This window comes from Acinetobacter sp. ABJ_C4_1 (assembly GCF_044538495.1).
In the GTDB taxonomy this organism is placed as follows: Bacteria; Pseudomonadota; Gammaproteobacteria; order Pseudomonadales; family Moraxellaceae; genus Acinetobacter; species Acinetobacter nosocomialis_A.
This window is the reverse complement of the sequence record NZ_JBIUCQ010000016.1, coordinates 58,436-70,433: the sequence shown is the minus strand read 5'-3', so window position 1 is coordinate 70,433 and position 11,998 is coordinate 58,436. Positions and strand designations below refer to the sequence as shown.

12 protein-coding genes are annotated in these 11,998 nt (G+C 34.4%); 2 read left to right on the top strand and 10 right to left on the bottom strand.

What is annotated here, in order from left to right; genetic code table 11:
• Positions 1-351 precede the first annotated feature (351 nt).
• Together ACIF8R_RS16280 and ACIF8R_RS16275 are read right to left on the bottom strand one after the other, a co-directional pair.
• Positions 352-2,073 carry a DUF262 domain-containing protein gene (locus ACIF8R_RS16280; protein ID WP_396481940.1) on the bottom strand — a complete coding sequence of 574 codons (1,722 nt, stop codon included), beginning with the start codon at positions 2,071-2,073 and terminating at the stop codon, positions 352-354.
• A 457-nt stretch (positions 2,074-2,530) separates the two neighbouring features.
• Positions 2,531-3,130, bottom strand: a complete 600-nt coding sequence (locus ACIF8R_RS16275) for a TetR/AcrR family transcriptional regulator (protein ID WP_396481938.1) — start codon at positions 3,128-3,130, stop codon at positions 2,531-2,533.
• A 121-nt stretch (positions 3,131-3,251) separates the two neighbouring features.
• On the opposite strand from ACIF8R_RS16275, the gene ACIF8R_RS16270 reads away from it, so the two are divergent.
• Positions 3,252-3,581, top strand: coding sequence for a darcynin family protein (locus ACIF8R_RS16270; protein ID WP_262728922.1), 330 nt, complete (start codon positions 3,252-3,254; stop codon positions 3,579-3,581).
• Between the two features lie 137 nt (positions 3,582-3,718).
• Here ACIF8R_RS16270 and hxsA read toward each other — a convergent pair whose 3' ends face one another.
• The 5 genes from hxsA to ACIF8R_RS16245 all read right to left on the bottom strand — a co-directional run bounded on the left by hxsA (position 3,719) and on the right by ACIF8R_RS16245 (position 8,081).
• The gene (hxsA, locus tag ACIF8R_RS16265) at positions 3,719-4,405 is read right to left on the bottom strand and encodes a His-Xaa-Ser repeat protein HxsA (RefSeq protein WP_396481936.1); all 687 of its coding nucleotides are present in this window, start codon (positions 4,403-4,405) and stop codon (positions 3,719-3,721) included.
• A gap of 51 nt (positions 4,406-4,456) precedes the next feature.
• Positions 4,457-5,644: a His-Xaa-Ser system radical SAM maturase HxsC gene (gene hxsC, locus ACIF8R_RS16260; RefSeq protein WP_396481934.1), complete on the bottom strand. Its 1,188-nt coding sequence runs from the start codon at positions 5,642-5,644 to the stop codon at positions 4,457-4,459.
• Positions 5,645-5,651: 7 nt separating this feature from the next.
• Positions 5,652-7,106, bottom strand: coding sequence for a His-Xaa-Ser system radical SAM maturase HxsB (gene hxsB, locus ACIF8R_RS16255; protein WP_304403147.1), 1,455 nt, complete (start codon positions 7,104-7,106; stop codon positions 5,652-5,654).
• On the bottom strand, positions 7,075-7,347 hold the full coding sequence (locus ACIF8R_RS16250; protein WP_135925382.1) for a hypothetical protein: 273 nt from the start codon (positions 7,345-7,347) through the stop codon (positions 7,075-7,077). Before ACIF8R_RS16250 ends, hxsB begins: the two co-directional genes overlap by 32 nt.
• Positions 7,348-7,529: 182 nt before the next feature.
• Positions 7,530-8,081, bottom strand: coding sequence for a TetR/AcrR family transcriptional regulator (locus ACIF8R_RS16245; protein ID WP_396481931.1), 552 nt, complete (start codon positions 8,079-8,081; stop codon positions 7,530-7,532).
• A 689-nt stretch (positions 8,082-8,770) separates the two neighbouring features.
• Here ACIF8R_RS16245 and ACIF8R_RS16240 point away from each other — a divergent pair.
• Positions 8,771-9,187, top strand: coding sequence for an NF045616 family extracytoplasmic (lipo)protein (locus tag ACIF8R_RS16240; protein WP_004703602.1), 417 nt, complete (start codon positions 8,771-8,773; stop codon positions 9,185-9,187).
• 53 nt (positions 9,188-9,240) lie between these two features.
• Here the strand turns inward: ACIF8R_RS16240 and ACIF8R_RS16235 are convergent, their stop codons facing one another.
• The 3 genes from ACIF8R_RS16235 to ACIF8R_RS16225 form a co-directional block, all read right to left on the bottom strand.
• Positions 9,241-9,732: a flavin reductase gene (locus ACIF8R_RS16235; protein ID WP_396481928.1), complete on the bottom strand. Its 492-nt coding sequence runs from the start codon at positions 9,730-9,732 to the stop codon at positions 9,241-9,243.
• Positions 9,733-9,921: 189 nt separating this feature from the next.
• Complete coding sequence (locus ACIF8R_RS16230) at positions 9,922-10,965, bottom strand: methionine synthase (RefSeq protein ID WP_396481926.1); 1,044 nt, start codon at positions 10,963-10,965, stop codon at positions 9,922-9,924.
• Between the two features lie 21 nt (positions 10,966-10,986).
• Complete coding sequence (locus ACIF8R_RS16225) at positions 10,987-11,973, bottom strand: DUF1852 domain-containing protein (RefSeq protein WP_020992410.1); 987 nt, start codon at positions 11,971-11,973, stop codon at positions 10,987-10,989.
• Positions 11,974-11,998: the final 25 nt, after the last annotated feature.

Here is an 11,998-nt window from a genome sequence, read left to right as displayed (position 1 = left end):
AAGTTATACAGAGTAATTTTAGTTAAAATGATTAGCGGGAGCTATCAAATCTACTCATAAAAAAGCCAACTCATGTCAAAAACGGAATTTTTCTTTTTTATGGTAAAAAAATTTTTAAGAATCTGATTTAAATCAGTTTTTTAAATATTATTTCAGATAACGCCCATTATATTAAATGAAGTTATATACCTCCTATAATTTCAAATAAGGATTCCTTCAATTCTTTGAAAAAGGAATTTCTTGAAAACTTTAGAGTAGGTAGTACTAAATGAACTCACTCAATGTCCACCATCAACTTAATGGTTATTAGGAACTTTGAGTGAGCTTAGATTTTTATTCCATTTCTAGTACTTATTTTAAAATTTCATAGAGTTTATTAAATAAGATATTTTTTCTTGCAATAAAGAATTTATCAAACTCAGTAATTGCAAAATCACATTCTAATGGTAGTAAATGATTTACTAAGAAATTGTCTTTAAGAGACTCTTTATAAATAGTTTCATTCTCAATCCATTTATCTAAAGGTAAATTATTTTTTGACATATTTTCATTTGAATCAAGCATTTGTAAGTTAACTATAGAGTTGTACTCTCTCCAACTGTATTTGGTTTTATCTTCATTAGATAAGTTTTTGAACTCATCTTTAGGATGTAAGTGATCTTTATGGAAAGAATTATTTTTATAATCTAAATGTGGGAATAATAAAGCCAATATAGAAAAGGATTGGGCTTCTTCGTATTGAATATTTAATAACTCTTCAATAAATTCACTTCCAATACTGATATCTTTTTTCACAAATGAAAAAATTTCTTGTATTGGGTATGAAGATGTTGTTAATTTTTCAGCGCTAAAAGCTCTTCTTATTTGGGAAAGTACAGAGTCAGATGTTCCACTAAAAAGTTGTTTTAATAGACTTATATGCAACCACTTTTTAATTTCAAGTCGTTGATTTTTATATTCAATTTTAGTGCTAAAATCTTTATAAATTTTATTGTGGTATATCCAGTAAACTATTGGAAGAATAGAGTTTTTAGATGTTAATGTGTAGTCATTAAAGCCAAACCCTTTAAGTAAGTTGAAAGTTTCTAAGAGAGCATCTCTTATCTCATCCCATTTTTTCTCAAATAATTGAGCATTTTCTTTCGAGAAATTATTAACTTTGAATTTAATATCAGTGCTATATAAATAAAGAAAAGTCTTTAAAATTAAATCCTTACTAACACTAAAGCCTTTATCTCTGATGTTGTCTACTAATTGATGAATTTCTTTTCTAGCATCTTTTTTTTCCCAATTAGCAACAGCAATAGACATGATCAAGTCTGAAAAACTTAAAGGTTCACCACCACTGTTTATACGTATAAAAATATTTAAAGCTTTATCAATATTTTGATCTTTTTCTAAAAAGAAATTAATTAGTTTGTAGTCATTAATTGTTCGCTTAAGTTGGCGAATAGCTTTTCTTGCAAATGCTCCATTTAAGTTTTCGACAAAATTATCTAAATCTTCATCATTTGTTAAATTGAGAATTTCACCTACTTTAAACCAATTAACATTGGTACTTGATTTATATATTATTTGGTTCTTTGTATCTTGATTTCTTAAAAATTTAAACTCATATACTCTACCATCTTCTTCATTATTAAGTTCTTGATCTATATTCAAGTAAAGCTGTCTTGTTGGTATTGATACTTCAGTATTTTCCCATTTTTTTCTATATTCTTTATATGCAAAACTCCCCTTTAATCCTAAATATAAAGATGTTAGTCGCTGTTGTCCATCTAAAATTGCATTAAAAGATGTTAAACCATTTGTAGATATTTCATCATTATGAGTTTTATACCTTTCTCGATATTCAGATATAAATTTATAAAATTTATATCCTTTAGCTGTTTGTTCATTTACTTCCCAAAATAAAAAAGAACTAATTGGATAGTTTCTCATTATTGAATCGAATAACCATTCAACTTTGTCATGTGACCAAACAAATTCACGTTGTATTGCTGGTAGTAAATATTTGTTTTGATCTATATTTAGAATAGCTTCAGATATACTTATAGGGGTTTGAAATGACACAAGCAACTCTTTGAAATTAATAAGATATGAATGTTAATTATACTTTATTTGTTAAGCTCTTACAGATACGAAGAGATAATTGATTTTAAGTTTAATTTTTCTAAAATTAACCTAATACGCCTTATGCGAAATGTAATTTTTATCTGACATAAATCATACTTTTATTTTTTATCAAAAGCCCAACTCATAGTACTTGGGCTTTTTTAATGATTTGTCACCTTTCAGGATTACTTATTGATCAACTCTCCACAATTTCATGTAATCTCTATTAATTCTAAAGCAGATAAATATCCACTCTAATCTAAATCCTTCTTACAATAACTCACTGCCCTATCCTGCATACATACACTTAACTAATTCGAGTATCTAAAAGCATCTTCCAAAGAATTTATCAAATCTATATGCTCTTTCTTCATAATGACATGGGTTGTGTCGCTGTAACATTGGCTTATGTTCGCTAGCTCAAATCCAAATAACCAAATACAGCCTTTTCAACTCGCTGCTGTAAATGATCTAAATCACTTTCCCCCGCTATACCTGCTGAGTTAATCATTCCTTTACTTAACGCAATCACATCTTGTGCTACTGTCTGTGCATGTGAAATGCCAAAGCATATAAACAGATCAGAAATTATGGTTTCAAGTTCGTGTTGAAGCTCACTTTCCTCAATGTCTTTTCCAATGATTTCAGAAGCAAACTCTAGAGTTCGCGCCAACTGTGGACGGCTCAATTGATGTTGCACAGCAGCCTGAATGATGAGTTTTAATTTTTCTTTTAAGTCTGCGGCGTCGTGTTGCTGTATAGCTTCAACAATATGACTTGAAAGCTTAGCGCGCTCACGTCGAATTAACTCAACGATTAAAGCATCTTTAGATGGAAAGTATTGATATAGGCTACCAATGCTTACGCCAGCAAGTTCAGCCACGGCATTTGTGTTAAATCCAGCAAAGCCTAAAGATTCTAAAATGCGAGCAGCCGCCTCTAAAATTGCTTCAAAGGTAGCCACTGAGCGTGCTTGACGCGGGCGTTTGCGTGGGTCTGGGAGGGTTTCTGACATGGGCCGAAATGCGAGTATTAAATGTGAGTAATCACTCATATACTGACTGAGTCATGGTGATATGACAAGCAAATGCTGTCTTTTCAGTTGAACTACAACTCGGCCCAGTCATGGAGTGGTTATGTCTAGAACCTATACTTTTTTTATTCATTTAAGAGCTTTGCCTGCTTGGTTGGCTTTAGCTCGTGAAAAGCGGGCTGAGTTTAGTGCACAGAAGCTTGAGCCTATTTTTGAGAAGTACCCCACTGTAAAAGTTCGCTGGTATGACGTTGAAGCGTTTAGCACTAAAGCCAGTGATATTGCTGTGTTTGAGACGACTTCTTTGCAAGATTATTATTTTGTGATTGATGCGATTCGAGACTCTGAATTTTGTACAGTGCCCTACTTTGAGTTTGTAGAGATTATTCCTGCAATTGAAGATGGTTATGTGGAGTATGAAAATTCTTTGTAGAAGTTGCGGGAACAACCTAACTAGCTTTACACGACCAGTAAATAATCTAGTCGTGAGCTTATTTTATTAATGAGAACTCTTCTAACTAGAAATAATATTTACTAAGATGATCTATCTCTAAAAATATTAGCAGTTAATTACTCTTCAGAATAATTAACTGCTAAAACACCAAGACTATTTAATAATTCTGTAGTCATTCGACCATTTATAGTTAGATTTTTATCTATTTGAAAATTAGCAATAGCTTTACGTGTGTTTTTACCTAAATCACCATCAATTTTCCCTGAATAATACCCACGATTTACTAGAGCCATTTGTACACGTTTCACTTGCAAAACTCGCATTAAAACTGGATCGTTTTCTGTCGAAACATTATTTAAACTTGCACCATTATCATAATATGATTGAGGTGCTGTATTAGTTCGTGTTGGGATATTAGAATAATTTTTTACTATAATATTAGAGTTAGTTCTTGAAGGAGTAGATTTAGGTGATGGTGTAGTCACTTTTTTTACAGAATTACTTGAACTAGCATAACTCGGCGGAGTATAAGCAGGAACAGAATAAACAGGACTTCTAGAGCTAGAGTAACCCGAATAACCCGAGCCAGAATAGTGACTAGAATGGCTGGAATGACTACTGTGACTAGAGTGACTTCTATGTCCAGCAAACATATTCTCATACTCGTAGTTAAGAGGTCTAATAGAAACTGGCTCTAAATTATCATAAGTATCTACATTTACCCCAACAGCAGCAGTGGCTTTATTATTAATAATTGGAGCAGAAGCTGCAAAAATTGCTAAAGACTTTATAAATTTACTCACACTTCAACTCCCACAAATATAATTTTTTATTTAATACTTATATTATGCAAATTATTCATACTTGGTTTCAACAATTTTTATTGGTTTTATAGTAGATGGCATCCAACCATTTTTATACCAACTAAATAAACCACAGCATTTCTCTTTTAAATCGCATTCCTGACATACTGGATCATAAGTATTTTTCCAATCTGAAATACTCTGTGCTGCAAACTCCCATAGGTTTTCAGGCAAGCAACATAAAGGAATATTCATAAAAAGAAAACGAATTTTGGATTCCATTAAAATATCAACAGCACTTTCTAATTGCGCCCACCAATCCTTAATATCAACCTGACTAAGTTCCTTATTCGCTAATGCAAAACCAATAGGCTCACATCCTATAAATGCAACTTCATTGATAAAAGGAAGATTCGAACGGATATAATTGCAAAGATTAATCAAGTTCTCTAATACTGGCTTAACTAGAACAATTCGTAATTGTATCGGCTGCTCATAATTTTGAAGAACATAGAAGCCTTCTAGGGTCTCTTCAAAAGCCGAATGCTGTTGCACCACAAAATCATGTAAGAGATCTGCGTGTCCATATAAAGGAATAAGCCAATTAACTTTAGTTTCAAGATTAGATAATACCGATTCAGCTACCTCAGAATTACTAAATAAACGGCCATTTGTTAATACATCAATCTTAGTTGAAGGAAATTTATAGTGAATGGTATCTATAATTAATCTTAAATTTTTTTCTAATAATAATGGTTCACCTCCCGTTAAACCAATGTTCATTGGTACATAACTGAGATGCTTAATTATTTCTAATGTCTGCTCTATTAACCATGAATCATCATGCTTAGTAGGTGGCTGAGAACACATGATGCAATAGTTATTGCATCTATTAGTGAGGAATAAAGTATGATGAGTATCACTCGCACGTAAAAGCACATTTAGATTCTTTTTATGCAGATCAATGGCAACCACATCATTAGCTTCTAATACTTGACCTTCTGGAATAAAGAGTTTGTTTTCACCAACAATATCCATTAAATCTGAACTATAAATTGGATATAGATTATCTAAACCAGATTCAATATACCTATCAAAAATTCCGACTTCTTGAATAGTAGTAATTGGCAAAAGAATAGATTGATCAGGTAACCACTCCGTATGTAAGCTATTAGGATTAAGAACTCTAAAGATTTGTGGCATATATTGTGTAACTGACTCTAATTTTATTTTTCTCATTACATATCTACTTACTAAAAGCCCATCGGTTTGCTATTTTTCTGAAACTTTCTGAATCTTGATATTTATTAAAAATTAGATCAAACAAACCCATGTATCGCTTGCAATGACTAGTTAGATGAGTAGGTGGAGTCATCATTTTAAATTCATTATAGGCACTAATTGGATCAGGCCCACAATAAGATGAATAAGCACACTCCCTACAGCTTGGATCATTAAAATTAAGGCTTGATGCAATAATATTTCTTTGTAAATTAGATGATAATAATTGAGATAATGACTCTCCTATCTTACCCAAACGCAATGATATATCACCTGTTTCTTTAAGCATGCGGGCTTCATCACTTGGATAAACATATCCATCGTAATTATAAACTATACAACCAAGCCCAGCTCCAGAAGGACTCTGCAAATCAATATAGCCTTGATCAAAAGGAGATAAAATTTTATTTAATAAAATTGCAGCATGTACCTCTATGAGTTCATATCCCTGATTATTCCAATAAAGAACTCGTTCTAATGCTTTTGAATAAAAATTTAAAAATTCATTATGAGTTGGAGCAAGTCGTTTTGAGTTTTTCTTAGCAAAACCATAATCGCTTAGACCACGAATAAAAATATCCTTAAAACCCAATTTAACGTATGCATCTACAATTTCATGAGGATAATTCAGACTTCTACGAGTAGATGTCATTAATGCAGAAACAGAATCTTGCCCTAGCTCTTTACGTGCAAGTTCTAAACCTTCAATAGTTCTTTCATAAGCATCACGATTAGCAATTGGTCTATTCCTATTATGCAAATCAGCAAGACCATCTATACTTGTTGATAATACAACTTGATGTGCTTTAAAAAATAAGCACATTTCAGATGTTAACTGGTGCAATGTAGTTGTTACTACAAAACGAATTAATCTATTGTGTAGCTTATTTTTTTCACTAATGTACTCAATAGCGGTTTTCACTAAGTCATATCGTAATAAGGGATCGCCTCCTTGAAACTCAACAGTCAAAGTTTCCGAAGTACTTTCAAATATAGTATCGCAAGCTAAAAACAAGTCTTCCCGTGAGATGGTAAATTCATCTCCTTCTTGCTGACGACTTACTTGGCAGTACGAACATGAATGCATACATTGAATAGTTACCACAATGATATGCAATGCAGGGCCATTTAAAATAGTCGATTTTTTTGAATGTAATCTTGATGCTAAAGCTCTTTTCGTTCCAACAGCCTTTTTACTTATTAAAAAAAATTTAGATTTTAATTTAAGATAGAGCTCAATATCTAAGGACTCATCTTTCGCAATTAATTTTCTTAAATTTTCATTAGAAATAAATTCAAAATCACCCGTAACACTTGTTATCAGGTAGTTATCATTTGCCATTCTTTTAAAGTTAAATGGCATTAATTCAGTATTACTAAAAAGCATTTTATTTACTAATACTCGCTCTAATAATGGCATCGACAAATGATTTTTGCTCAGGTGCTATCTTTGCATTGAGTTCTCTTCGCAAATAAAAATCATTAATAAAATTAAGTATAAGTAACTTTTCTTTCGGTTCATTGACTTCAAAAAAGTAATGTTGTTCGCTAATTTGCTCAATATTGTATTGAACTGGACAAAACTTTAAAGCTTGTAAAATTTCATCCAATAATAATTCACTACGAAAATCAAAGCCGAACTTAATTAATTTTTGAGTCACTTTTACCTCATTTCCAATAATATTTTAGATAAACCAGTCATATAATATATTGTAGTTTAATTAAACAATTATACTCATATTAAGCTCATAAAAATATCACCTTTATTCTTTATTTATAAATTACTCATATTATTTTAAATCTCTATCTGATTAATAGCTATTATTTTAAGATCAGCTTATTCTTATACATTCCCCCAAAACCTCTCCACCACTACATTCCTTTCATCCACACTATTTGAGCTTAAAACCTGTAGCAGCAAACCATCTATCAGGTTTACCACCATGTCGGCATCGAATTTTGGCTCGCGGGTTTCCCCGCAAAAAATCAGATCAAAAATTTCATGGCGTAACCACTTTCGGTATTCAACCGCCATACGGTAGGCCTGTGGGTAAAGCAGTTTTATTTCAAAAATGGCTTTAAGTAAAAGGTTGTACAGGCTGTTTAAATTAGTATGTAAAACAATAATTTCTTTGAGTTTATCTTTTGAAGTGTAGTAACGGTTTGAGTAAATGATAGAGAGCACTTCTTCTCGGAGCAGGCTTTTTTGAAAGGCGATGCACATTTCGATCAGGTGTTCTTTCGAACCAAAATATTTATAAAACGTGGATTTGGTGATGTTGGCTTCTTTAGCAATCAGGTCTACGCCTGAGGTGTGAAAGCCACGAGTGGTAAAGAGTTGGATGGCGGTTTGAATAACCTGTAATTTTTTGGATGATATTTCTAAAGTTGGCATAGTTTTACCTTTTTAAATTCTTGTTGTTTCTGCATGAGATAAAAAGCCTGTGCCCTTTTTGGGAGAAAAAAAGGCACAGCAAAGCCGCAAGACGGTGCTTGGCACATCTCAAGTTTTGTTTTGCTAAGTTTTAAGTAAAAATGACGTAAAGCCTGAAAACCTTAGGGCGTTCAAGCTGCTGTAATTTTTTAAGTTGTGTTGTTATAGCTTTTGGCACCGAGTACCAAGAAATGATGGATGTGCATAGCCAACTCCTGATTTTTGGAGTTCTGCCAGAGCATTTATTTGGACTTATGGTGGCAGAACGAAAGGGGGTTAGCAGACTGGCTCAAGACCCAGCACACCCGAAGGTGTCCCCCTTCCGTCCTACCGCTACAAAAAGGGGGACGAGTGAGTCTACATCAAAAAAATGAATTTTTTCAATGTTCTTGAGCACGGTCTGCTAAAACCGGCTGGCAATGTGGCCAGCACGCAAAGCATAATCTGAGAGTTTAGAAGTGTCAATGTCGCTTTTATGACAAGTGATTAAATATCTTATTGTTTTTCATTAGATTATCTTAACTATTATTTAAGATATTATATTTAATTATATTTATTAATTTTTTAAAAAGAGTCAGATACGGTAAGCTAAACGGCATGAATTTTACTTTTTGATTTTGAATATTTTTTAGAACTTTACGAGAACATAAATGATAAGACTATCTTCAAAGTCCATTTTAATATTAACAACTGGGTGTTTGTTAAATGGCTGTAGCCAAGGCCCTCTTCCATTAGAAGTTACACTACATCAAGATTATGTATGTGCCTTTACCAATAACCCTAAAAAAACGCATTATTCTTTTGATAATAAATTTTTGATTTTTGTGGCGAAAGCTGACTATACAAACGGCTACAAAAGCACTTATGAGAAAGAATATTCAAATGTTCCTTTGCCAATAGAAGAGAAAGATTGTGTAAAAATTCCTCTAAAGGCATTTGAAAAGAATGTGGCTTATGACATTACTTTAGATATATACAAAACTTTCGATACACGTATTTGTGTAGTAGAACAGAACAATAAGCTAGAAATCCGAGAGCCTGAACCCGGTGAAACAACTTGTAAATAGGATTGTTCCTAGGCCCTCATTTCGCTATTTCAGAAACAACTAAACGCGTGGAATTAGACAATCTCAGTCTGCCCCACTTGGTGATAAGCGCGGTTAAAGTAAACCAAACTTTGGTCATGCTGGCTTTGTTTAATCGCTACAATCGGACATATAAAAATCGTATGTGTGCCGACTTGTTGAATTTGTTCAATCTCACAATCGAAACTTACCAAAGCATCGTCTAACACAGGTGAACCTGTTTCTAACTCAATCCATTCGCCATGTTTAAAGCGTTCTTCTGGCGTGAGTTTAGATGAAAATGCTTTTGAAATATGTTCGTGATACGCACCTAAAACATTTACCGTTAAGATTTTGTTATCTAGGAAATGTGCATGTGAACTCGCAGATTGGTTCATACACACCAATAATGTCGGCGGTGTGTCAGTCACACTACAAACAGCAGAGGCAGTAAATCCAAAACGGCCAGACATGCCTGCCGTGGTCACAACGCTAACCGCACTTGTGAGTAAAGACATTGCATTTCTAAAGTCTGTTGCTTGAACCATGACATTATTCCTAAATTGAACCGTACCTTTTCCTGTGTGTTTTGCTATACCGCCCAACTCCATCAGGAAGGCACTGTATCGACATGAGTCCTGTTTAGAACTACATGTAATAAGTGAAATGAGGGTTACTGCTTTGATTATCAATAGCCATCAAAAAAGTAACCCTTTATACCATTGTATTGGTAAATATTAAGCAGTAAGTTCAAAACCCGTAAGTTCTCGACGAACAATTTCTGCACCTGCCGTTAACGCATTTAACTTGCCACGTGCCACTTCACGCGAAAGAGGCGCCATACCGCAGTTTGTGCAAGGGTAAAGCTTGTCAGAATCTACAAACTGAAGTGCTTTACGTAGTGTATTCGCCACTTCTTCAGGTGTTTCAATTTGGTTAGATGCGACATCAATTGCACCCACCATGACTTTTTTACCACGAATGAGTTCAAGCAAGTCGATTGGCACACGCGAGTTGTGACATTCTAACGAGATGATATCAATGTTAGAAGTTTGAAGTTTCGGGAAAGCTTCTTCGTACTGGCGCCATTCTGAACCGAGTGTCTTTTTCCAGTCGGTGTTGGCTTTAATGCCGTAACCATAGCAAATGTGTACCGCAGTTTCACATTTTAGACCTTCAATTGCACGCTCTAAAGTCGCAATACCCCAGTCATTTACTTCATCAAAGAAGACGTTAAATGCAGGTTCGTCAAACTGAATAATGTCTACACCAGCAGCCTCTAACTCACGCGCTTCTTGGTTCAAGATTTTGGCAAATTCCCAAGCAAGTTTTTCACGGCTCTTGTAGTGACCATTATAAAGCGTATCAATCATGGTCATTGGGCCAGGTAATGCCCATTTAATTGGTTGATCAGTTTGCTGACGTAAAAACTTGGCATCTTCAACAAACACAGGCTTTTGACGAGACACAGCACCAACAACAGACGGTACGCTTGCGTCATAACGGTCACGAATACGAACAGTTTCGCGCTTCTCAAAATCTACACCATTTAAGTGTTCAATAAATGTCGTCACAAAGTGTTGGCGAGTTTGTTCACCATCGCTCACAATGTCGATGCCCGCAAGTTTTTGTTCGTGAAGTGCTAAACGTAGCGCGTCTTTTTTACCTTCAACTAAGCCTTCGTTTTCGAGTTTCCAAGGTGACCAAAGCTTTTCAGGTTCTGCAAGCCAAGACGGTTTAGGTAAGCTGCCAGCAGTTGAAGTCGGTAGTAATTTTTTCATGTTAAATGACCTGTATGTTGATTAATTAGGAGCGTAATTCGCAGACCACTGCTCAAGAATCGCTTGGTATGGTTTGATAAATTGCTCTTCAACAAACTTCCCCTGCTCTATAGCCAAACGGCTACGTTCTTCACGGTCATACACAATTCGAGTAAGTGAATAATCTTGGTGTTTCAAGCTTGGTTGATAAGATTTTCCAGCCACTGAATTTGCGTTGTAAATTTCAGGACGGTAAATCTTTTGGAAGGTTTCCATCGTACTAATGGTACTAATCAACTCAAGGTTGGTGTAATCACTCAACAAATCACCAGTAAAATAGAACGCTAACGGCGCAACGCTGTTTGGCGGCATGAAGTAGCGAACTTTTAAGCCCATTTTTTGGAAATATTCATCGGTTAATGAATAGTCTTCTTGCTTATATTCCACACCCAAAACAGGATGTTCGTTTTCAGTACGGTGGTACTCTTTAGTTGTTGAAACGCTTAGGCAAATCACAGGCGCCTTTTTAAAGTTGGCTCTGTAAGTTTCAGAGTTAATAAAGCTCTTAAATAAGTTGCCGTGCAGTTCACCAAACTTTTCTGGCGTGCTAAACGTAGACTTGTTTTTGTTGTGATCTAACAACAACACACTAAAGTCATAGTCACGTACATAAGACGAGAAGTTGTTACCTACAATACCTTCGATGCGTTCATTGGTCTTTTTATCAACAATATTGGTTTTCAATATTTCGATGAGAGGAAGCCCGCTCGTACGGTTTTCGGCATCAATATTCATTTCAACTGAAATGATTTCAAGTTCAACGCCATAGCGGTCGCCCTTAGGGTTGTCCCAATGAGCTAAGGCATTGAAACGATTGTCGATCATCCGTAATGTATTGCGCAAATTTTCTTCGCGGCTCATCCCTCTCGCCAAGTTAGCAAAGTTGGTGGTAATACGCGTATTGTCTGCTGGACGATAGTTCTCATCGAAACAAATACTCTTAATCGTAAATGTAAATTCTTTACTCATTTTGATCAGTACCCTAATTTCTGAG